Source organism: Rhodanobacter hydrolyticus, from assembly GCF_044904645.1.
In genome coordinates, this window is record NZ_JADIKK010000008.1 from 393051 (window position 1) to 413440 (window position 20390).

Genomic DNA, 20390 nt, shown 5'->3' on the forward strand with positions numbered 1-20390 from the left:
GCGGCCAGTCGCCCTGCTCCTGATAACTCGGTCCAGTCATCTGGCTCACCATCATGCCTTATCCCAGAACTGTCCCGAACCAGGTCTGGAAGCTGACGCGTCCCGGACCGACTCAGACAACCGATCGCACCACGCCGCCGTCCACGCGCATGGCGGCACCCGTGGTCGCCGAGGCCTGCTCCGAGGCGAGATACACTGAAAGGTTTGCCACTTCGTCCACGCTGGCCAGCCGCTGGATCAGTGAACTGGGACGGTGAGTGGTGATGAATTCCTTCTCTATCTGCGCCTGCGGCACGCCGCGCTCGGCAGCGATCTTGCCGAAAAATTCGCCCACGCCTTCGGACAGGGTCGGGCCGGGCAGGATGGCATTGACGGTGACGCCGGTGCCGGCGAGGGTCTCGGCCAGGCCGCGCGACACCGCGAGCTGGGCGGTCTTGGTCACGCCGTAGTGCACCATCTCGGTCGGAATCTGCACGCCCGACTCGCTGGACACGAACTGGATGCGTCCCCAGCCGCGCTGAGCCATGCCTTGTGCGTAGTGCCGCGACAGCCGCACGCCGCCCATTACGTTGACCTCGAAGAAGTGCTGCCAGTCGGCATCCGGAATATCGAAGAAAGCCTTGGGCTCGAAGATGCCCAGGTTGTTGACCAGAATGTCCACATCCGGCACCGAGCGGATCAGCACCTCCGCACCTGCAGCCGTGCCGAGGTCGGCGGCGACACCGTCAAGCCTCGCCTGCGGCAGTTCCTTCCTGACTGCGGCGAGAGCCGCATCGACACGCGCCTGCGTGCGGCCGGTAATGACGACGCGCGCGCCGGCGCCGGCCAACCCCTTGACGATGGCCAGGCCTATGCCGGCAGTGGAGCCGCTGACGATGGCGGTACGGGTGGAGAGATCGATATGCATGAGGGAATCCTTGGGTGCGTACAGATGATTCACTGAGAGATGTTCATGGAACGTGGCGGCTCACGTATGGCTGCAACCCGCATGCGGCATATCTGCCCGACGACGCCGTCCTCTTCACGTTGATATTGAAGGTGGTGTCTACATGCGTCTCGCTCAACCCGCCCGGCGCATCGACTTCGTAGAAGCCGGCGTTGGCGCAGAGCACGCCAGGACGAGCGTGGTCGCGGTCGATGCACTCGCAGACGAGACGGGTGTCGTCAAACCGGTCGCCTGAGGCCCCAACGGAGCTAGGTGGGCGAGGCCGAAGACATCGCCGAACTGGTTTCATATCCGGCCAGAGCGTCGCCCCGATATATGACGGGCTCAAGCCTCACCATCGATGGCGGGATGACGCTTTGATCCCGTGATGAAACAGGCAGCGGAAAAAAAAGCAGCCAGGGTCCGCGTATTCAGTCGAAAGCCCATCCTCGTCGTGCCCTCGATCCCTTCACCTGATCGCGCACCGGGCTTCAAGGTAGAGTTCACGTCCGGCGACAGGCGGCGACAGGCGGCGACAGCGTTGACCAGACCATCCTCCATCGGCCATGACACCGCGCTCGTATTGTTCCGGCGCGACCTGCGCCTGGCCGATCACCCGGCGCTCGACGCAGCCTGCGCCGGGCACGAACGCATACTTCCGCTATACCTGCACGCGCGGGACGAGGAAGCACCGTGGCAACCCGGGGGTGCCAGCAGCTGGTGGCTGCATCATGCGCTCGAGGCGCTGCAGCAACGCCTTTCGGCGCAAGGCGCGACCTTGCATATCGCCGGCGGCGACAGCCTTGCCAGGTTGCGTGCGCTGATCAAGGCCAGCGGCGCGCGCGCCGTGTACTGGACCCGCCGATACGAACCGGCCGCCATCGCGCGCGACACCGCACTCAAGGCGGCTCTACGCGCCGATGGCATCGCCGTCCATAGCTTGCCCGGCAATCTGTGGTGTGAGCCCTGGCAGCTGGCCACGGCGGAAGGCCTGCCCTATCGCGTATTCACTCCGTTCTGGCGCAAGTTGCGCGCGCAGTTGCCGGCCGAACAACCGTTGCCGGAAGCCCATGCCCGCCAGTGGCTGCAACTGTCTGGCAGTCTGCCGCTGGATGCGCTGGAGCTCCTGCCGCGAATTCCCTGGGCCGGCGGATTGGCCGCGAGCTGGAAGCCTGGCGAAGCGGGCGCGCAGGAATTGCTGGAAGTGTTCGTCGACGATGCCCTGGCCGACTACGCGAACGGTCGCGACCTGCCGGCGCGCCACGGCACCTCGCGCCTTTCGCCGCACCTGCATTTCGGCGAAATCACCCCGCGCCAGATCCTGCACGCCTTGCAGGCGCGCACCCAGCGCATGGATGCGCGACGCCGTCCCGATCTCGAACCCTACCTGCGCGAGTTGGGCTGGCGCGAGTTCGCCCATCACCTGCTCTACCACTTCCCGCAGACACCGACCGAAAACTTCAATCCGCGCTTCGACTCGTTCCGCTGGGCGGATGACAATCCTGCGATCTTGCGCCGCTGGCAACTGGGATGCACCGGCATCCCGCTCGTGGATGCCGGCATGCGCGAGCTTTGGCATACCGGCTGGATGCACAACCGCGTACGCATGATCGCTGCCAGCTTCCTTACCAAGAATCTGCGCCTGCACTGGCAGCACGGCGCGCGCTGGTTCTGGGACACGCTGGTGGATGCGGATCTCGCCAACAACACGCTTGGCTGGCAATGGGTCGCCGGTTGTGGCGCCGATGCCGCGCCTTATTTCCGGGTGTTCAACCCCCACACGCAAGCGGCGAAATTTGATCCGGAGGCGGCTTATCTGAAGCGCTGGCTGCCGGAGTTAGCCAAACTGCCCACGAAGCTGTTGCATGAGCCGTGGCGCGATCCGGATGCACTCACCAACTGCGGCTATCCCGCACCGATCGTGGATTTAAGCGCCACACGGGAAGCAGCGTTGCGTCAATGGCAGGCGCTTCCACCGCGCTGAGCAAACCTCCATCGCGCCGCATCCAATACTGCGTATATCCCGTATGCATCCAAAGGCGGCTGATCATGCCGCGCAACTACCGGGTGCCTCACATGAAACGCATGCGAGTCATGATCACCCTGAGCTTGCTGGGCATGCTGTCGCTGGCGGCCTGCGCAGGGGCGACCGATCCGATCCAGCCGGTGCAGGGTGTGGATCTTTCTCGCTACATGGGCCGCTGGTACGTGATCGCTTCCATTCCGACACGCTTCGAGCGAGGCGGTCACAATTCGGTCGAGACCTATAGCCGCAACGCGGACGGCACGATCTGCACCTGGTTTCGGCAGCGGCCCGGCAGCTTCGAAACGCCGGTCAAGCTGTTGCATTCGACGGCTAGCGTAGTAAAGGGCAGCGGCGATGGTGAATGGCGCGTGCGCTTTTTCGCCTTCCTGAGTACCCAGTACCTGATCGGCTGGTTGAAGCCGGATTACGGCCAGGTGATGGTGGTGCGCGATGCGCGTGACTACCTCTGGTATATGGCGCGCACGCCGCGGGTATCCGATGCCGACTACCAAACCATGCTGGAGCGGGCCAAGGGCATGGGCTACGACATCGCAAAAATCCAGAAGGCACCTCAGCAGTGGCCTGAGCAAGCTACGGACAGTCAGACCTTTGTCGGAGCCTGTCCATGAAATATCTCGTCGCATTTTTGGCCTGTGCCGTGCCAGCCCTTCGCCTGGTTGTCCAATAGTGGCGTGTGGTGCCGACCAATGACGCGATTTCCGCGCGGCACCCGAATTTGATCGAGGCCGCAGGCTATCCCTTTGCAAACCGGGGCCTATCTTCGTGCTTGGACTGACGGTAGCGGATTTCGCGATGGTCTAGTGTGGATTGCATTACAGGCCGACCAGCGGCTGCAGCTTGCGCGCCAGCCAGCCAGGGAAACGCAGCGGCGCATCCAGCGCAGCAACGCACACACAAGGTACGCCTGGCGCGGTGATCGGCTGGTGTTCAATCTCATTGTCGAGATCGGCCACGTCACCGGGAGCAAAATGACCAAGCGCGTCGTTGTAGGCGCCTTGCAGAATCTGGGTAAGTTCGGTGCCTTGGTGGCTGTGCATCGGCATGCTCTTGCCCGGAGCGATCTTGAGCAGGATCAGGGTATCGCCACTGCCACGTGCGGCCCGGATCATGTGCACGCCCGGCGCCATCCAACGCCAGCGCAGCGCTCGCCATGAGCGGCCGAAATACGGCTGCAGCGGCGATGGCAGGCAATCCGCGGCAGGGGCATCGTTCGACGACGCGGGCGCAGCGGCCTGGGATGCTTCGATCTTCGGTTCCTCGTCGAGCAGGCCTAGCATCGCTTCGCGCAGACGGGCACCGCGCGCGGTGTCTCCCACTGCGGGTTGCTGCTGCCCCAGCAAGGCACCTCCGATGCGTTCGGCGCCGGACAGTCGTTCGCGGCAGAGTCCGCATACTTCCATGTGCGTGGCCGCCACGGCGACCATCTCCGGCGACAGCGCGCCGGCGGCGAAACTGAGCACGGTGGCCTCGTCGAGATGATGGCGCGGGTTCATGCCTGCCCCCTCACACCGAGCTGCAGGCGCAGGAACGCGCGACGCAGGCTGGATTTCACGGTGCCCAGCGGCATGCCGAGTTCCTCGGCGATTTCCTGGTGCGATTTGGCTTCGAAATAGGACATGCGGATCAAGCGGGCCTGGATGGCCGGAAGGTGTTCAATGCGTTGCTGGAGTTCGACCTGCTCGGCGTGGCTTTCGGCCGAGGAAAAACCGCTGGCGTCGTCCTTGTCCACCCACCCAGGTTCGTCGTCCATCGGTACCCAGTACGGCTCGCGGCGCACCCGGTCGATGTGCAGGTTGCGCGCGATGCGGAACAGCCAGGTGGAAAGGCTGCTGCGCGTGGCATCGTAGCGTCCCGCGGCCTGCCATAGGCGCAACAAGGCTTCCTGCGCCAATTCCTCGGCCACCGCCTCGGGGCAGCCCAACCCCTTCAGGTAAAGCCGCGTACGCGGCGCGAAGTGGTCATAGATGCGCATGAAGCTGTCGCGGTCGCGCCGCAGCGACACTGCTGCCATCTGCGCGGACCAATAGCCTGCATCGCGCACTTGTGGGTCGCTGCTCGACATGGCCCTCGCCACCTCGAATGGCGACAAGCTTGCTAGATGGGATTCGGGTTTCATCTTAGGGCATGGCAACGATGGATGCTCTCGGGGACTCATACGCATCCGGGCGCCTTTTGGATGCAGCACCTATCCGGTGATGGCGTGCATCCATTTGGCGATCACGCTCGTATGGATAGACAACCTGCCATTGGATCGCCGCCATGCCCGCCCGTCCCGTCCTAGCTGCAAGCATGGCCGCTGCGTCTGTCCACCGTCGGCACAGGCTGCGCCAATGGTTCGATACGGCGGAAACATCGGAGGCGATGGATGATGCACGCGCCGACCGTATCGACTGGCTGCGTGCAGCGCCGTTCGTAGCTCTCCACCTGGCTTGCTTCGGCGTGATCTGGGTAGGCGTGTCGCCGACGGCGCTGGCTGCGGCTGCGGTGCTGTATGTGTTGCGCATGTTCGCGCTCACCGGCTTCTATCACCGCTACTTCTCGCACAAGACCTTTCGCACCTCGCGCGCAGTGCAGTTCGTGTTCGCCGTGATCGGCGCCACCTGCGTGCAGCGCGGCCCGCTGTGGTGGGCCGCGCACCACCGCAATCACCATCGCCACGCCGACACCGCGCTCGATCCGCACTCGCCCAGTGTGCACGGCTTCCTATGGAGCCACATGGGCTGGTTTCTCACGCCGCGAGCATTTCGCACCGAACTGGAGCGCGTGCCGGACCTGGCGGCGTATCCGGAGTTGCACTGGCTCGACCGCTACGACATCGCCATGCCGGTGCTGCTGGCAGTGGCGCTGTACGTGCTGGGCGCCTTGCTGCAGCACGTGGCGCCGCAACTGCATACCAGCGGCGCACAATTGCTGGTATGGGGGTTCGTGGTATCCACGATAGTGCTGTTCCACGCCACAGTGACGATCAATTCGCTGGCGCATCGCTTCGGCTCGCGCCGCTTCGCCACGCGCGACGACAGTCGCAACAATCCGTGGCTCGCCCTGCTCACCTTCGGCGAGGGCTGGCACAACAACCACCATTACTTTCCCGGCAGCGCGCGACAGGGCTTCCGTTGGTGGGAAATAGACCTGACCTGGTACGGCCTCAAGCTGATGGCGCTGCTCGGCCTGGTACACGACTTGAAACCGGTGCCCGCATGGGTGCTTGGCAAGGCGGAGCACTGAGATGCGCATCGCCGTGATCGGATCGGGCATCGCGGGTCTGGCCTCGGCATGGCTGCTGTCGCGCCGCCACTCAGTGACGCTGTACGAGGCGAACGACTACCTCGGTGGCCACACGCACACGCACGATATCGAGCTCGCCGGCCGCCATTACTTCGTGGACACCGGCTTCATCGTGCACAACCCGGTGCATTACCCGTTGCTGACGCGGTTGTTCGAGGAACTCGGCGTGGCCTCACAACCCACCACGATGAGCTTCGCGGTGCACAGCGAAGCTAACGGGCTGGAATACAACGCCACCTCACTGGATACGCTGTTCTGCCAGCGGCGCAACCTGTTGTCGCCGCGCTTCATCGGCATGGTGCGCGACCTGTTCCGGTTCTACCGCGAGGCGCCTGCCCTGCTCGATGGCTCGCACCAGGGGCCTACGTTGGGCGACTGGCTCACCGAACACCGCTACGGCGCAGCGTTCCGCGACGAGCATCTGGTGCCGATGGCCTCGGCGCTGTGGTCGTCACCGCCTGCGCAGATCCTGTCATTTCCGGCACGCTACCTCGTGCAGTTCATGGCGAATCACCAGATGCTGCAAGTGGCCGAACGACCGGAATGGCGCGTGGTGCGCGGCGGCTCGGCCACCTACGTGCAAGCTCTACGCAGGCGCTGGAAAGTGGACGAACGTCTGAACAGCACCGTGCGCGGGATCCTGCGCGGTACGTACGGCGCAACCGTGACAAGCGGCACAGGTAGCGAATGTTTCGACCACGTAGTGCTCGCCTGCCACAGCGACCAGGCACTGGCTTTGCTGACCGACGCCACCGACCGTGAGCGCAGCATTCTTGGGGCGATTCCCTACCAAGCCAACGACGTGGTGCTGCATACGGACGCCACACTGCTACCCAGGCGGCGAAAGGCCTGGGCCGCCTGGAATGCCTTTATTCCACGCAAGCCGGAAGCCCCATGCACGGTGAGTTACTGCATGAACCTGCTGCAGGGGCTCGATTCGCCCGAACCGCTCGTAGTCACGCTCAATCGCAGTGACGCGATCGATCCGGCCAAGATCCTACGCCGCCTGTGCTATCACCATCCGGTCTACACGCACGCCTCGGTAGCCGCGCAGGAACGCAAGTCGGAAATCCAGGGCGTCAACAACACCTGGTTCGCCGGCGCGTACTGGGGATGGGGCTTTCACGAAGATGGTATTCGCAGCGCGGTGGAACTGGCTGCCGCGTTTGACGTGCGCTGGAACGACGCCGGGCTCGCCGAGCCGCCGCGCCCGGCCAGGGAAGCCGCATGAGCGAAACACTGCACAGCGCGGTGTACGAAGGCACGGTATGGCATCGCCGGATGACGCCGCACCCGCACGCCTTTGCCTATCGCATGGCGCAGCTGTACCTGGATCTCGACGAGGTGGATCGCGTGTTCGCCAACCGTTGGCTGTGGTCGAACGGGCGCCGCAACCTCGCTGAATTCCGTCGCAGCGACTACCTCGGCGCGGCCTGGATGCCGCTGGCCGATGCGGTTCGCCAATGCGTGCAGCAGGCGGTGGGCCGTCGCCCGGCCGGGCCGATCCGCCTGCTCACGCATCTGCGCTACGGCGGTATCGTCTTCAACCCGGTGAGTTTCTACTACTGCTACGGCGAGGACGGTTGCACGCTGGAGTGCATCGTCGCCGAAATCACCAACACGCCATGGCGCGAACGCCATGCCTATGTGCTGCCGCGCGACACCGCACGAGACCACGGGAGCCTGCTGCGCTGGGATTTCCCCAAAACCTTCCACGTCTCGCCGTTCATGCCCATGGACCGCGAATACGACTGGCGCTTCAGCGTGCCCGGCGACGACCTGCAGGTGCATATGAACGTGCTGCGCGACGGCGAACCCCAGTTCTGCGCGCACCTGCGCATGCAGCGTCTGCCGCTCACCGGCGCTTCGCTGGCGCGCGTGCTGTGGCGCTACCCGCTGATGACGGCGCAGGTGGTGGGCGCGATCTACTGGAACGCGCTGCGCCTGTGGCTGAAACGAAACCCCTTCCACGACCATCCGCAACTTCCGCGAGGCGCGCCATGAATGCCGTCGTCCATCACGATTCCCGTGCCTCCATCGGCGGTCTCGACCGTTTCCTGCGCGAGCGCCTGCTCAGGCAATTGGCAGGTTTTGGCCATGGCCGGCTGACCTTGCGCGATGCGCTGGGCACCGTGCTCATCGGCACGCCGGCTGGCGAGCCCGCGGATCTGTCGGTGCCGATCGACGTGCTCGATCCGGGCTTCTATCGCACCGTTGCGACCAACGGCAGCGTGGGCGCCGGCGAGGCCTGGATGGACGGCCACTGGCACTGCAGCGACCTGGTCGGCCTGATCCGCCTGTTGCTGCGCAACCGCGACCTGCTCGACGGCATGGAAACCGGGTTGGCGCGCTTCGGCGGCATGGCGATGCGCGCGGTGCACGCCTTGCGGCGCAACACGCGCGACGGCAGCCGCCGCAATATTTCCGCGCATTACGACCTGGGCAACGACTTCTTCGGACTGTTCCTGTCGGGCGACCTGATGTACTCCTCCGCCTACTGGGCAGGCTCCGACGACACGCTGGAAGCCGCATCCGCTCGCAAGCTGGATCTGATCTGCCGCAAGCTCGACCTCAAGCCCGGCGATCGCGTGGTGGAGATCGGCACCGGCTGGGGCGGCTTCGCGTTGCATGCGGCGAAGCACTACGGTTGCCACGTCACCACCACCACGATCTCGCGGGAGCAACATGCGCTGGCGCGCGAACGGATTGCGGCGGCAGGCCTGAGCGACCAAGTCCACGTGCTGCTGCAGGATTACCGTGACCTCGACGGCCAGTTCGACAAATTGGTGTCCATCGAGATGATCGAGGCCATCGGGGCCGAATACCTGGACGCGTACTTCCATCAGCTCGGACGCCTTCTCAAGCCCGACGGCGTGGCCCTGCTGCAGGCAATCACCATCGAAGACCACCGCTACGCGCAGGCATTGAAGTCGGTGGACTTCATCAAACGCCACGTGTTTCCCGGCAGCTTTATCCCCTCGCTGAGTGCGATGCTCGCAGCCAAGGCACGCAGCAGCGACCTCGGCCTGATCGCGCAGGAGGATTTCGGCGACTCCTACGCGCGCACACTGCACGCCTGGCGCGAACGCTTCATGGCGAAATTGCCCGAGGTGCGCGCACAAGGCTTCGATGAACGCTTCATCCGGATGTGGGAGTTCTACCTCGCCTACTGCGAGGGCGGCTTCCGCGAACGGTCGATCGGCGTGTCGCACCTGCTCATGGCGCGTCCGCGCTGGCGGTGGGATGGCTCTTGCACGGAGCGCGGCGCGGCATGAGTTTCTGGCTCATCCTGATCGCCTACGAAGCGGTATGGTTCGTCGCCGTGATCGGCGCTGGGCACGGGCAATGGTGGCCGGGCGTGCTGGGTGCGCTCGCCTTCGCGGTTTGGCGGCTGCGGGCATCGGTGCACCGGCGCACGGAATGCCGGTTGGTTGCGACGGCACTCCTGCTCGGCCTGATCCTGGAAAACCTGTGGGTGCGTGCCGGGCTGGTGGGCTACGCCACGCCATGGCCGTGGGCCGAGTCACCGGCGTGGCTGATGTCGCTGTGGCTGGCCTTTGCACTGACCATTGTGCCGTTGTTCGGTTATCTGCATACGCGGCCCCTGCTGGCCGCCGTGTTCGGCGCAATCGGCGGACCGCTGGCCTACCTGGGTGCCGCACGCGGTTGGCATGCGGTGTTGCTGCCCGCGCCGATCTGGCCGAGCTTGCTGGCTCTTGCCTCGGGTTGGGCCGTCGCGTTGCCGTTGCTCACCACGCTCGCGCGACGCTGGCTGCAGGCTGACGTCGTACGGGACGCGGCATGAACGCGTGGCTGATCCTGCTGCTGGTGTGGGTGCTGGCCGCACCGATGATGGCGCTGGGCTGGCACTGGCAGCGGCGGCATACCAACACGGGCGTCGTCGACGTGTTGTGGGCCACCGGCCTATGCGGCGCCGCGGCGCTGCTGGCCTGGTTCGGTCCCGGTGCGACGGCGCCGCGTCTGCTGCTCGGCCTGCTGAGCGGCTTGTGGGGCTTGCGATTGGCGCTGCACCTGTGGCGGCGCGTGGGCCACGAACCGGAGGATGGCCGCTATCGCACCATGCGCGAGCATTGGCGCGGCGACCAGCGCATACTGTTCGCGTTCTTCCAGTTCCAGGCGATGCTGATTCCGCTGTTCGCCCTGCCCTTCGTGGCGGTGGCGACGAACGCAGCCGTCCGTCGCCCATGGCTGATCGCTGGCGTAGTGATCTGGATCGCCGGCGTGCTCGGCGAAGCCGTCGCCGATGCCCAGCTCGCGCGCTTTCGCGGCCAGCCGCAACATCGCGGCCGGACCTGTCGCTGCGGGCTATGGCGCTATTCGCGCCATCCGAACTACTTCTTCGAATGGCTGCACTGGTTCGCCTACGTCGCGCTCGCGGTCGGCTCGCCGCTGGCCTGGCTTGCGTGGAGCGGACCGGTGCTGATGTTTCTCTTCCTGCGCTTCATCAGCGGCATCCCGTTCACCGAGGCGCAGGCGTTGCGTACCCGCGGTGAGGACTACCGCGCCTACCAGCGCAGCACGCCGATGCTTTTCCCGTGGTTCCCAAAACGCTCCACCGGCCTGAGGACCGAATGATGCATACCGTTGCCCAGGACACCCTGGAACTGTCGGCCGAGCACGCGGCAGCCGGCGTGCTCGGCTTGGCCGAACGCGGTCTGTTGCCCGACGCGCTGCTGCGCCTCGGCATCCGTCGCATGTGCGCCGGGCGCCTGCGCGAGGAACGCGCCGGCGGCCTTTCCGCGCAGGCAGAGCGGCAGTCGCGGCTGATCGACATGCTCAAGCGCAGCCCGCTGGCCATCGAAACGGCGGCGGCCAATGCGCAGCACTACGAATTGCCGTCGGCGTTCTTCGAACGTTGCCTCGGCCCGCGCCTGAAGTACTCGTGCTGCTACTACCCGCGCGGCAACGAGACGCTGGCCGAGGCAGAGGATGCGATGCTGGCACTGTACGGCGAACGCGCCGAGCTGGCCGACGGGCAGCGCATCCTTGAGCTCGGCTGCGGCTGGGGCTCGTTCACCTTGTGGATGGCCGCACGCTATCCCAACGCGCACATCACCGCTGTCTCCAACTCGCACCGCCAGCGTCGCCACATCGAGATGCAATGCCGGCTGCGCGGCCTGAGCAACGTCCACGTATTGACCCAGGACGTGAACACGCTCGCCATGGCGGAGGAGCAGTTCGACCGCTGCGTCTCCATCGAGATGTTCGAGCACATGCGCAACTACCAGGTGCTGATGCAGCGCATCGCCAGCTGGCTGGTGCCCGGCGGCAAACTGTTCGTGCACATCTTCGCGCACCGTGAGCTGGCGTATCCGTTCGAGACGGCGGGTGCGGACAACTGGATGGGTCGGCACTTCTTCACCGGCGGCCTGATGCCCGCCGGCGACACCTTGCTGCATTTCCAGCAGGCGCTCGCCATCGAACAGCGCTGGTCGGTGGATGGCACGCACTACGAGAAGACCGCCAACCACTGGCTGCAGCGTCAGGATAGCCAGCGCGAGGCGGTGATGGCCGTGCTGCGCGAGGCCTACGGCGAACACGCTTCGTTGTGGTTCCAGCGCTGGCGCATGTTCTGGATGGCCTGCGCCGAATTGTTCGGCTATGCCAACGGCCAGGAATGGCTGGTAGCGCATTACCGCTTCATTCGGCCATGAGGCCTGGCTGCGTCGTGCGAACCTTCCGCGCGCTTGTACTAGGAATGGCTTTGTTTTCCAGCGTCGCCTCCGCGGGCACGCTGCCGCCGATCCAGCCCGTGCCGCACGTGGACCTTCCGCGTTTCATGGGCACCTGGTACATGATCGCCGCCATACCCACTGTATTCGAACGCAATGCGTGGAACGCGGTGGAAACCTACACGTTGCAGCCCGACGGCAATGTCATTACCACGCTCTGCTTCAACAAAGGCGCCGCCGACGGGCCGCTGAAACAGATCCATTCCACCGCCTACGTGCGGCCCAATACCGGCAGCAGCGTGTGGGGAGTTCAGGTGTTCTGGCCGATCAAGGCACAGTATGTCGTGGCGTGGCTCAAGCCCGATTACAGCGAAATGATCGTCGCACGCGATGCGCGCGACTACACATGGGTGTTCGCGCGCACGCCCACCGTGACGGCGGCGGACTGGGCATCGCTGCGGACGCAGGTCGCGGCGATGGGCTACGACACATCAGCGCTCCGAAGGATCCCCCAATCATGGGTGGCTACGCCTGACAGCGCGCTGCACTCTGGACAGAGCAGGCAAATCACCCTGCCCCAGCGATAACCCGGTTCAAACGGAAAGTGATTAACCGTCCTTGCACCGACTGATAGTAGCCACTGCAACTTTAGCCATGAGCAGACCGTTGCCGCGTTCCACATGCTCGTGCGCAAGGTAGACGTCGGGAATCATCGACCTGATCGAAAGCCTCTAGCTCGACCAGAGCCATGGCGCACAAATCACGGATCCTTGATCCATCGATCCACCCCTATGGGTTCCCTTCGAAGACCAGAAGTCCAAGCTGCCCTATTCAGATAACACGGACTAATCGCCCTGTCCGAGGCCCCTCTTTCGGCCAGAAGCAGACATCGCTGCGGCGATTCGCAACCATGAAGGCGTTTAGGGAGGAAGGGCACCAAAGCCCCTGCGAGGCGGGCATTCAAGCCTTCATTGGGCCAGGTAGAAATCCATCGGGATAAGCTCGACGGCCCAACCGCCTGCTTCGCCCAGCATGGCAGCCGGATGCATGGATGCGATACGCAGCGCCTCGTCGTGGCTGTCCGCCTCGATGATGAACAGGCCGCCAACCACTTCCTTCGATTCGGTGTAAGGCCCGTCACTGACGTGCGTCTTGCCGTTGCGCGGGCGAAGCGTCCTCCAGTTGTCCAGATCGCCCAGCGACGCGGAAACCAACACCTTGCCGGTAGCGCGCATCTTCTCGTCCAGTGCAGGGCATTGGCTTACCAGTTCCTTGACGTCGTCTGACGCCATTGCGGCGAATTTTTCGGGAGTGAAGTAGGCCAGGCCGAGGTATTTCATGGGAGATCCTTTGAGTGGAGGTGCCCTGGCGACGAAGCTGCTGATCGGAATTCGACAACGCTCGGAAAACTTGTAGCGGGTCTCTGCCTGCCCGTCTTGGGTCATGCAGGCTTCGGCCCATCCCCGGCAATCCCATCCGTTCGCATTGCCCGGATCACGGCGAATAAAGCGACGTGCACTTTCCGCAAAGACCGCTCCGCCTCCTGTGTGATGGTCATTCTGGCTCTCAAACGCCCACAAACGCACACAGGTCGGCGTGCAACTGCTCTGCATGCGTATACATGAGACCGTGCGGCGCGCCTTCGTAGACCTTGAACGTGCAGTGTGGGATCAAGGCCGCCGTGGGAGGCCCTGCCAGGTCAATCGGGATGGATACATCCTTAGTCCCGTGAATGAGCAAGGTCGGAACCTCGATCCTGGAAAGTTCTGCGCGAAAGTCCGTGCCCGTGACGGCGCGGTTGCACTCGATCGCCACGGGCAACGGCGTTTCCAGCAAGAGTTTCGCGCCCCATTCCATCATCTGCTCCGAGGTCTCGGGCGAGAAAAAAGCTGGCGTATTGTCGACGACCCATCGGGGAAAATCCGTCCGCCAAAGGGCCCGGACCATCTCGAATTTTTCTTCCGGAACGCCTGCAGGGTTGTCGGCGCTCTTCGTCAGGTACGGCAATACCGGCGCAAGGAGCACGATACGCTTTACCCGACTGCTGCCGTGGCGTGTGAGGTAGCGAATGATTTCCGAACCGCCCATCGAGTGACCGACCAGCGTCAGTTCCCGGAGATCCAACGCACTGATGACATCCGCCATATCGTCTGCAAGCGTGTCGTAATCGTATCCGCCGGGAGGGCAATCGGAGCGACCGTGCCCTCTGCGGTCGAAAGCGATGCACCTCATCCTGTCGCCGAGCGACGCGAACTGGTAATCCCACATCCGGCTCTGCAGCGCCCAGGAGTGCACGAAGAGCACGGGCGCTCCCTGCCCCCATTCCCGCCAATACAGGGAAACACCATCGCGCGTCTCGATCTGCGAACTCGGCTTGCTCATATCTTCTCCTTACCGTGGCATCAGGTGGTTGGCTGGATGGGAGTGAGGCTAGCAAGCGGTACTGACAGGTTCTGTCAGCAGAGTCGAGGCACATTTGGATGCACGGGTTCCGGCACGGCGTCGTCCTGTCGATGACTTGCCTGGGCATTGAATCCGCTGCGCTCCCTCACTAGTCACTAGCGAGATTCGCACACCTTGGCATCCGCCCCCGATCGCCCTGCACTACTGCCCGTTTCATCGTCCCTCGCAGCCACCCGATTTCCCGACCATGGCCAGCGATGCAGCTGAAACAAGCAACAGTTTCCATACCGTCTTCTTGCCGTGAATGCCCCCTGCAGCATGCGTGACTTTGAGCATTGGTGGCTTACTCTCAGCGGGGAATAAATTGGAGCAGGCGACCTGAAAATCGGATTCGACATCTCGATCGGCAAAGCGAATGTGACGATCCCGGCCGGAGCTGGCCACGCTTCGATCGCGAAACTCTACGGAACTATCCCGTGCCCCCCATTGAAACCGAGCGGCTCCGCATCGAACGATTCACCCTCGACGACGCTGGCTTCGTTCTCGAGCTGCTCAACGAGCCCGATTTCATCGAGAACATCGCCGACAAGGGAGTACGTGACATCGCCGGTGCCGAGGCGTATCTGCGCGACGGGCCTATGGCGATGTATGCCAGTCACGGGCATGGCCTCTGCATGGTGCGCTTGAAGCAAGACGGAGAACCGGTGGGGATGTGCGGCTTGATCCGCCGTGACACGCTCGACTATCCGGATATCGGCTACGCCTTCCTGAAACGCCACCATGGCCGTGGTTATGCCAGCGAATCCTGCGCCGCCGTGCTCGAACATGCGAGAAGGCAGTTGGATATGGCGCGCATCGTGGCGATTACCGCGCCACGGAATGCCGCATCGATCCGCGTGCTCGAAAAGCTCGGATTCCGCTTCGAAGCGGAGATGAGCATTCCCGGGTACAGCGAACCGAGCCGGTATTTCATCAGCGACCCATGAAAGCCGAGCCTGCCATGCAACTCGTCTCGAGGAAGCCGATGCCTGCCGGACAGACCGATGGCAAGCGACCGTCGGCGCAGCATGCTCCGCTGCGGCAGGTCGAGCACGGGGTCGAGGTACTCGACAATCTGCGACGAGCGCGTCATCGCCATCTGGACGCGTATGCGACCGTGGTCGTCAGCGGAACCTTCGAGGAATCCAGCTATGCCGGCCGCATCCGCGCGACCGCCGGCGACGTGCTCGTGCATCCGCAGCTCGACGCCCACGAAAACCACCACGTCTCATCCACCGTCAAGCTGATCCGGTTGCCGTGGATCGATCGCTGCGGAACCGGCGGGTTGTACAGGCTGAAGGACTTGGACGAATTGGCGCGCGTCGCCGAAACCGACGTGCCCGAAGCAAGCGAGCGCCTCGCCCATGCCGTTCTCCATGGACTCTCGATCCCCTGCGGACTGCGCAACGACTGGCCGGACCAGCTTGCTGCAGACCTGGCGAACGACGTGTCAATGTCGCTTGGCCATTGGGCGAGCAGGAACGGTTTGGCACCCGAAACGGTGTCGCGCGGCTTTTCAAAGGCCTACGGCACCACGCCCGAAGTGTTCCGGGCCGAATTGAAGGCAAAGGCGGCCTGGTTTCGCATCACGCATGCAGACGATCGTCTCGGCGAGATCGCCGCCGAAGCGGGGTTCGCCGACCAGGCACACATGACACGATGGATCCATCGGCTTACCGGCCTTTCGCCCACGACATGGCGCGGGCTCGCAACCGGGCGTCGCTACCTCAGTTGAGTCTTTTCCAGACAAGGTCTTCGTTGTTGCGACGCTCGACATAGGCAACCACCTTGCCCTGGCCGTCGTATTTGAAGAGCTCGCGGCCTTCCACACCTTTGCTGAAGAAAATGTCCGCCGCTTCGGGGATCAGTTGCCGTTTCTGCTTGCCGATTTCCTGCGCATAAAGACTGGACCCCTCCCGGGAGATCGTGAGAGTCACACCCGGACCAAGCTGGTATTGACCGACATAGCGCGGGTACCTGCCCATGTCCGGCACTCCCGGGTTCGGATCGGCGTAATAGCGAAACGTCTGCTCGGCGATGATCTGCCATTTCCCGTTGCGCCTTATCCACGTATCCGTCCCGTGATAGCGCGCCGTGTTGAGCTGGCCGAAGATGGTTTCCGTCTCGTTGAGGTCGTAGCCGAGCACGATGGTGTCCCCGACCGTGCGGCTGACCGGGTTCACCAGATCGAGTGTTCCGACATCCCCTTTCGACAGCGGCGTGATCTCCTTCAACAAGCGCGCCTTGTCCATGCTGCGCCCGCGCTCATCGAAGACCAGCGCATCGTCGGCGAACTGCTCGTCGAACGGCTTGGGGTTTCCGGCATCGACGGCATGCATGCGCTCCTGTGTCAGGCGCACCAACTCTTCCTGGGTCATCGTGCCCGAATCCTGTGCGTAACAGGCCAGGCATGCTGCCATCAGCAGCGGCATGGACATCAGCGAAAGCTTGGTCACGGGCGACGCTCCCTTGGCTTGGCAATGGAAAACACTTGAGATGACGATCGAGGCCGGACGACGCCGGTATGCCTTGCACTGGCGGTGGTCACTTCTTGTCCAGGCCCTCAAGCACGTGCTGCGCGTCCACGCGGTCGTCCATGATCACGGCCCTCCTGGCATCGCGCTCAACTTCCGGCCTGAACTGCCTGAGCCCGAAGGTGCCGACCAGCTGTACGCCGATTTCGTGTATCTCCAGGAAGGAGTCCTCGATGGCATCACCGACGAGCTGAGTCACCGCTTGCCTGTCGTCGGGAGGCAATGAGTCCTTCAACGTCTGCAGGTGCGTCAGAGCGACTAGGCGGACGCGTTTCGGAGGTCCAGGCTTCGCATAGGTGAAGACGACGTGCGTGGCCTGCGGCGTCTTCATCGCAGCCAGCCCGTTCAATGCACCGATCGTCACGTTGATATCCCGGGTGGAAGCCAACACTGCCCGCAGTGCATCAAACGCCCTGGGACTGCCGGAGCGGCCGATCTGCTCGGCCGCCGCGGCCTGCACCGCATAGCTTGGGTCGTCCCGCATCGCCTTCAGCAACGCCTGCCGCACGCCCGGGTCGCCGAGGAAATGGCCCATCGCGCCGACCACCGCGGTGCGCACCTGGCTATTGTCTTGTCCCAGTGCGGATAACAACGCCCGCTTTGCCTGTTCGGCATGGCTCTGCCCCAGGCTGGATGCTGCTTCGATGCGGACCCCGTAGAACGTGTCGTTGTTCAACACGCTGTCGATGGCCTGCACGCAACAGTCCTTGTCTGCCGCGGCATGCTCGCCCAACTGCTTGACCGCCCACAGGCGACTCATCATGTGCGGATCGTGCAACGCCTGTACGCCGAGCTCTTCGTCCGGCTTGGGAAATGCGACCGTCTTGAAGAGTACGTCGTCAGGATCGAAATCGACCCACTTGGGCTTGAAGACCAACGGAATGTCGAACTCCTGGTTCGCGGCATCATCTCGCACCTGCCTGTCGACCTGCCGGTTGTTGTCGCCGAAGAAGGCGAGATGGATCGGCATATCGAAGATCGGCGTGTTCGCATTCACCTCCCGTGTCTGCGCCACTTTCACGATTTCCATCCGACGTGCCGGGTCGTAGCTCGCCGAGACGCGATAGGCAGGGTGGCCACCCTTGAACACCCACTCGTAGAAGAACCAAGAGAGGTCCTGCCCGCTGCTGGACCGGATGCTGCTGATGAGATCAGCCGTATCGGCAGTCTGGGCATGATGCGCGGCAAGGTAATCGTTGAGCGCGTGGAACATGATTTCGTTCTGCGACGCCGGGATCGTCATGGCGCTCTCGCCGTCCAGCACGTAGCGCATCATGTCCAGCACGGAAGCGCCTTTCTCGTGGGTGATCTGCTCGAGCATGTCCATCGGATCGACATATTTGCGATAGACGATCGGACGGTTGTTCTCCGTCGCATCGGCATGAAGGGCGGCTTTCTGGTCGCCGTAGATTTCGTAGCGGTATGCGTCGTTGCTCTCGTGGTACTGCGTATACAGCGCGGTCAGGTACGTGGCGAAACCCTCGTTGAGCCAGATATTGGCCCAGTCCCGGCCTTGCACGTAATCACCGAACCAGTGCTGACCGAGCTCGTGCGCGACAAGGATGGTGCTGGGATAGTCTGCTTCGGCTCTCGCATCGTGCAGCGCCTCGTCGACCAGGGTCGTGGCGCTGACATTTTCCTGACCGCCGAAAATGAAGTCGTGCACGGTCACCTGATCGTATTTCTCGTAGGGATATCCAATGCCCGTGGCGCGCGAGAAGAATCCGATCATGTCGGGCGTGAGATGGAAGGTGCGTAACGCCGTCGCGTCGTCGACGCGCCGATCGACGAAGTAATCCACCGGCTTGCCGTCGTAGCTGTCATGCAATTGCTTCCATGGACCGATCGCCAGGGACAGCAGATATGCGCTATGCGGAACATGCTCCACCCAGTCGTACGTCACCTGGCCGCCTGCATGCTTCACGCTCTCCAGGGTGCCATTGGAAACGACGACTTGCCCTTCGGGTACGGTGGTGATCGTTTCGCTGGTGGCCATGTCGTTGGGATAGTCCCAGCACGGAAACCAGTGGTGGTTGAACTCGGGCTCCCCCTGCGTGTAGATCTGCGGCGGCACACCCGGGTCGTCCTTGCCAGGATTGACGAAGTAAAGTCCGGCGCTGGGAACGCCGTGATAGACGATGCGGATACCCAGTGAGTCCGACGGACCGTAAGCGCGCTGCAAGCTGATCCAGAGACAGCTGTTGTCCGTGTCGTGCGGCAGTGCCTCGACAGCACCGTCGGTGCGAACGAGCGCCACGGACTCGATCGTCATGTCTTCGCTGTTGATGCAAAACCGGTCGAACCCGGCAGCAAAGGGCCGGATGGTGACAATCTCGTCACCGAATACTTCCCGTCTGGCCTGGTCGAAGTGGAGCCGCAGCTTGTAGTTCTCGACGTGGTAGCTCCGGCTCGGTGCCCAACGCATGGCCGCAGGACTGTCCGCGTCCGGCGCGGCGTGGAGCACTCCGGTAAAAAGCAGCGCCAGGAGCAGACCCATGCGCCGGAATCCGGTGCGCCACCATGAACTGCGCACCACAGGTGTTCCCCGTACTCGGAAGTCGCAGCGCAACCGGGAGGGGCTCGGAGCAAGCGGCATGGCATCGTTGGCAAGGAAGGATATGTTCATTGCGCCGTAAGTTGCCTGCCGGAACCGTCGGTGTCTTGAACGCATTTGACGCTCACCGGCGAATGGCGCTTTCGCGGGCCGATGACCCATGCACGGCGGTACGAAAGCGAGGCGGTAAGCTTCGGCATCCCGCCCTGGCCGACCTCCGATGCGCAGACCGCGATGGCGTCCCGGATATCGCCCGGTCTTCCTCAACATTCTTCGGCCGGCGACAGCTTCCCATAGCAGGCGAGGCGCTCTTCCAGCGTCCCCGTATGCAGTTCAAAAAGATGGTTGTCGAAGTCGTAGAAATAAAGCGACTCCCCTTCCCCATCCTTCCTGGGTCGCGGAGGAAGGATGTCCAGGCCCATTGCCTCGATCTTCGGAATACAGGCTGCAAGATCCTCGCGGTTAACGCGGAAGGCAACATGCTCATAAGACCTGCGCTCGCGCGAATCGCCTTCCATCACGGCAATCCACAAGCCATTCAACAGGAAGAACTTCTCGCGCGAAAGAGAAAAATTGCGTTCGATGCTGTCGTAGATTTCGCGTGCCCCGAGCACCTCGCACAAGACCGCCTTCATGCGATCCAGGTCGCGCGCCATGAAGGTGATGTGGCTGATGGCATGCATGCATCTTACCCATGTCGAAGCTGGCAACCCCGCGGCATCCCCCCGACAAGGTCCAACGATCAGGCGCGAACAGTGTCGATGGCCAAGGCTACACGAGTTTCAACAACCAGAGTGGAAGCTAGATTTTTCAAGTGATAACAGCACAAGAATTTTTGAATATCTCAGTTGCCACAGGTTGGGTTCCAGAATTGAGCGGAAGGCTACTTTCTTGAGGGCGAGAGTTGGCG

General features: G+C 63.3%; 21 protein-coding genes. 12 read left to right on the forward strand and 9 right to left on the reverse strand.

Going from position 1 to position 20390, the window contains the following annotated elements; translation table 11 throughout:
• Positions 1 to 112: 112 nt before the first annotated feature.
• Positions 113 to 907: an SDR family NAD(P)-dependent oxidoreductase gene (locus ISP25_RS04220; RefSeq protein ID WP_404611899.1), complete on the reverse strand. Its 795-nt coding sequence runs from the start codon at positions 905 to 907 to the stop codon at positions 113 to 115.
• Positions 908 to 1466: 559 nt separating this feature from the next.
• Between ISP25_RS04220 and ISP25_RS04225 the strand changes: the two genes are divergently transcribed.
• Positions 1467 to 2909, forward strand: coding sequence for a cryptochrome/photolyase family protein (locus ISP25_RS04225; protein WP_404611901.1), 1443 nt, complete (start codon positions 1467 to 1469; stop codon positions 2907 to 2909).
• Positions 2910 to 2974: 65 nt separating this feature from the next.
• Positions 2975 to 3580 carry a lipocalin family protein gene (locus tag ISP25_RS04230; RefSeq protein ID WP_404611903.1) on the forward strand — a complete coding sequence of 202 codons (606 nt, stop codon included), beginning with the start codon at positions 2975 to 2977 and terminating at the stop codon, positions 3578 to 3580.
• A gap of 204 nt (positions 3581 to 3784) precedes the next feature.
• On the opposite strand, the gene ISP25_RS04235 is transcribed toward ISP25_RS04230, so the two are convergent.
• Together ISP25_RS04235 and ISP25_RS04240 are read right to left on the reverse strand one after the other, a co-directional pair.
• On the reverse strand, positions 3785 to 4465 hold the full coding sequence (locus ISP25_RS04235) for a ChrR family anti-sigma-E factor (RefSeq protein WP_404611905.1): 681 nt from the start codon (positions 4463 to 4465) through the stop codon (positions 3785 to 3787).
• Entirely contained in the window at positions 4462 to 5034 is a 573-nt protein-coding gene (locus tag ISP25_RS04240) for a sigma-70 family RNA polymerase sigma factor (protein ID WP_404611907.1), read from the reverse strand. The genes ISP25_RS04235 and ISP25_RS04240 overlap by 4 nt, the downstream gene beginning before the upstream one ends.
• A 197-nt stretch (positions 5035 to 5231) precedes the next feature.
• Between ISP25_RS04240 and ISP25_RS04245 the strand changes: the two genes are divergently transcribed.
• Genes ISP25_RS04245 through ISP25_RS04280 form a run of 8 tightly spaced genes read left to right on the forward strand, consistent with a single transcriptional unit; the run spans position 5232 to position 12537 of the window.
• On the forward strand, positions 5232 to 6197 hold the full coding sequence (locus tag ISP25_RS04245; protein ID WP_192157347.1) for an acyl-CoA desaturase: 966 nt from the start codon (positions 5232 to 5234) through the stop codon (positions 6195 to 6197).
• A gap of 1 nt (position 6198) precedes the next feature.
• Complete coding sequence (locus ISP25_RS04250) at positions 6199 to 7488, forward strand: NAD(P)/FAD-dependent oxidoreductase (RefSeq protein WP_404611909.1); 1290 nt, start codon at positions 6199 to 6201, stop codon at positions 7486 to 7488.
• A complete protein-coding gene (locus tag ISP25_RS04255; protein ID WP_192157343.1) occupies positions 7485 to 8261 on the forward strand; it encodes a DUF1365 domain-containing protein in 777 nt (258 codons plus the stop codon). The genes ISP25_RS04250 and ISP25_RS04255 overlap by 4 nt, the downstream gene beginning before the upstream one ends.
• The gene (locus ISP25_RS04260) at positions 8258 to 9532 is read left to right on the forward strand and encodes a class I SAM-dependent methyltransferase (RefSeq protein ID WP_404611912.1); all 1275 of its coding nucleotides are present in this window, start codon (positions 8258 to 8260) and stop codon (positions 9530 to 9532) included. The genes ISP25_RS04255 and ISP25_RS04260 overlap by 4 nt, the downstream gene beginning before the upstream one ends.
• Positions 9529 to 10062, forward strand: coding sequence for a DUF2878 domain-containing protein (locus ISP25_RS04265; protein WP_404611913.1), 534 nt, complete (start codon positions 9529 to 9531; stop codon positions 10060 to 10062). The genes ISP25_RS04260 and ISP25_RS04265 overlap by 4 nt, the downstream gene beginning before the upstream one ends.
• 11 nt (positions 10063 to 10073) lie before the next feature.
• Positions 10074 to 10853: a DUF1295 domain-containing protein gene (locus tag ISP25_RS04270; RefSeq protein WP_404612082.1), complete on the forward strand. Its 780-nt coding sequence runs from the start codon at positions 10074 to 10076 to the stop codon at positions 10851 to 10853.
• Positions 10853 to 11932 carry an SAM-dependent methyltransferase gene (locus ISP25_RS04275; RefSeq protein ID WP_404611915.1) on the forward strand — a complete coding sequence of 360 codons (1080 nt, stop codon included), beginning with the start codon at positions 10853 to 10855 and terminating at the stop codon, positions 11930 to 11932. Before ISP25_RS04270 ends, ISP25_RS04275 begins: the two co-directional genes overlap by 1 nt.
• Before the next feature lie 44 nt (positions 11933 to 11976).
• Positions 11977 to 12537 (forward strand): lipocalin family protein, encoded by a 561-nt coding sequence (locus ISP25_RS04280; protein WP_404611917.1) that lies wholly within the window; start codon positions 11977 to 11979, stop codon positions 12535 to 12537.
• A gap of 381 nt (positions 12538 to 12918) precedes the next feature.
• Here the strand turns inward: ISP25_RS04280 and ISP25_RS04285 are convergent, their stop codons facing one another.
• The 3 genes from ISP25_RS04285 to ISP25_RS04295 form a co-directional block, all read right to left on the reverse strand.
• The gene (locus ISP25_RS04285) at positions 12919 to 13290 is read right to left on the reverse strand and encodes a YciI family protein (protein ID WP_404611919.1); all 372 of its coding nucleotides are present in this window, start codon (positions 13288 to 13290) and stop codon (positions 12919 to 12921) included.
• 226 nt (positions 13291 to 13516) lie between these two features.
• On the reverse strand, positions 13517 to 14332 hold the full coding sequence (locus tag ISP25_RS04290; RefSeq protein ID WP_404611921.1) for an alpha/beta fold hydrolase: 816 nt from the start codon (positions 14330 to 14332) through the stop codon (positions 13517 to 13519).
• 234 nt (positions 14333 to 14566) lie between these two features.
• Positions 14567 to 14797: a hypothetical protein gene (locus ISP25_RS04295; protein WP_192157326.1), complete on the reverse strand. Its 231-nt coding sequence runs from the start codon at positions 14795 to 14797 to the stop codon at positions 14567 to 14569.
• Positions 14798 to 14829: 32 nt separating this feature from the next.
• Here ISP25_RS04295 and ISP25_RS04300 point away from each other — a divergent pair, with 32 nt between their 5' ends.
• Together ISP25_RS04300 and ISP25_RS04305 are read left to right on the forward strand one after the other, a co-directional pair.
• Complete coding sequence (locus ISP25_RS04300; protein WP_192157324.1) at positions 14830 to 15339, forward strand: GNAT family N-acetyltransferase; 510 nt, start codon at positions 14830 to 14832, stop codon at positions 15337 to 15339.
• A 14-nt stretch (positions 15340 to 15353) separates the two neighbouring features.
• On the forward strand, positions 15354 to 16127 hold the full coding sequence (locus tag ISP25_RS04305; protein ID WP_404611923.1) for a helix-turn-helix domain-containing protein: 774 nt from the start codon (positions 15354 to 15356) through the stop codon (positions 16125 to 16127).
• Here the strand turns inward: ISP25_RS04305 and ISP25_RS04310 are convergent.
• The 3 genes from ISP25_RS04310 to fosX form a co-directional block, all read right to left on the reverse strand.
• Positions 16120 to 16848: a nuclear transport factor 2 family protein gene (locus ISP25_RS04310; protein ID WP_404611925.1), complete on the reverse strand. Its 729-nt coding sequence runs from the start codon at positions 16846 to 16848 to the stop codon at positions 16120 to 16122. The genes ISP25_RS04305 and ISP25_RS04310 overlap by 8 nt on opposite strands.
• Before the next feature lie 88 nt (positions 16849 to 16936).
• Entirely contained in the window at positions 16937 to 19423 is a 2487-nt protein-coding gene (locus ISP25_RS04315) for a M1 family aminopeptidase (RefSeq protein WP_404611927.1), read from the reverse strand.
• 320 nt (positions 19424 to 19743) lie between these two features.
• Positions 19744 to 20163 (reverse strand): FosX/FosE/FosI family fosfomycin resistance hydrolase, encoded by a 420-nt coding sequence (fosX, locus tag ISP25_RS04320; protein ID WP_404611929.1) that lies wholly within the window; start codon positions 20161 to 20163, stop codon positions 19744 to 19746.
• Positions 20164 to 20390: the final 227 nt, after the last annotated feature.

Excerpts from the sequence above, each read along its gene's own strand:
- ISP25_RS04220 (WP_404611899.1), bottom strand. The coding sequence starts at position 907 with ATGCATATCGATCTCTCCACCCGTACCGCCATCGTCAGCGGCTCCACT.
- ISP25_RS04230 (WP_404611903.1), top strand. The coding sequence starts at position 2,975 with ATGCCGCGCAACTACCGGGTGCCTCACATGAAACGCATGCGAGTCATG.
- ISP25_RS04235 (WP_404611905.1), bottom strand. The coding sequence starts at position 4,465 with ATGAACCCGCGCCATCATCTCGACGAGGCCACCGTGCTCAGTTTCGCC.
- ISP25_RS04240 (WP_404611907.1), bottom strand. The coding sequence starts at position 5,034 with ATGTCGAGCAGCGACCCACAAGTGCGCGATGCAGGCTATTGGTCCGCG.
- ISP25_RS04245 (WP_192157347.1), top strand. The coding sequence starts at position 5,232 with ATGCCCGCCCGTCCCGTCCTAGCTGCAAGCATGGCCGCTGCGTCTGTC.
- ISP25_RS04250 (WP_404611909.1), top strand. The coding sequence starts at position 6,199 with ATGCGCATCGCCGTGATCGGATCGGGCATCGCGGGTCTGGCCTCGGCA.
- ISP25_RS04255 (WP_192157343.1), top strand. The coding sequence starts at position 7,485 with ATGAGCGAAACACTGCACAGCGCGGTGTACGAAGGCACGGTATGGCAT.
- ISP25_RS04260 (WP_404611912.1), top strand. The coding sequence starts at position 8,258 with ATGAATGCCGTCGTCCATCACGATTCCCGTGCCTCCATCGGCGGTCTC.
- ISP25_RS04265 (WP_404611913.1), top strand. The coding sequence starts at position 9,529 with ATGAGTTTCTGGCTCATCCTGATCGCCTACGAAGCGGTATGGTTCGTC.
- ISP25_RS04275 (WP_404611915.1), top strand. The coding sequence starts at position 10,853 with ATGCATACCGTTGCCCAGGACACCCTGGAACTGTCGGCCGAGCACGCG.
- ISP25_RS04280 (WP_404611917.1), top strand. The coding sequence starts at position 11,977 with ATGGCTTTGTTTTCCAGCGTCGCCTCCGCGGGCACGCTGCCGCCGATC.
- ISP25_RS04285 (WP_404611919.1), bottom strand. The coding sequence starts at position 13,290 with ATGAAATACCTCGGCCTGGCCTACTTCACTCCCGAAAAATTCGCCGCA.
- ISP25_RS04290 (WP_404611921.1), bottom strand. The coding sequence starts at position 14,332 with ATGAGCAAGCCGAGTTCGCAGATCGAGACGCGCGATGGTGTTTCCCTG.
- ISP25_RS04305 (WP_404611923.1), top strand. The coding sequence starts at position 15,354 with ATGCAACTCGTCTCGAGGAAGCCGATGCCTGCCGGACAGACCGATGGC.
- ISP25_RS04315 (WP_404611927.1), bottom strand. The coding sequence starts at position 19,423 with ATGGGTCTGCTCCTGGCGCTGCTTTTTACCGGAGTGCTCCACGCCGCG.
- fosX (WP_404611929.1), bottom strand. The coding sequence starts at position 20,163 with ATGCATGCCATCAGCCACATCACCTTCATGGCGCGCGACCTGGATCGC.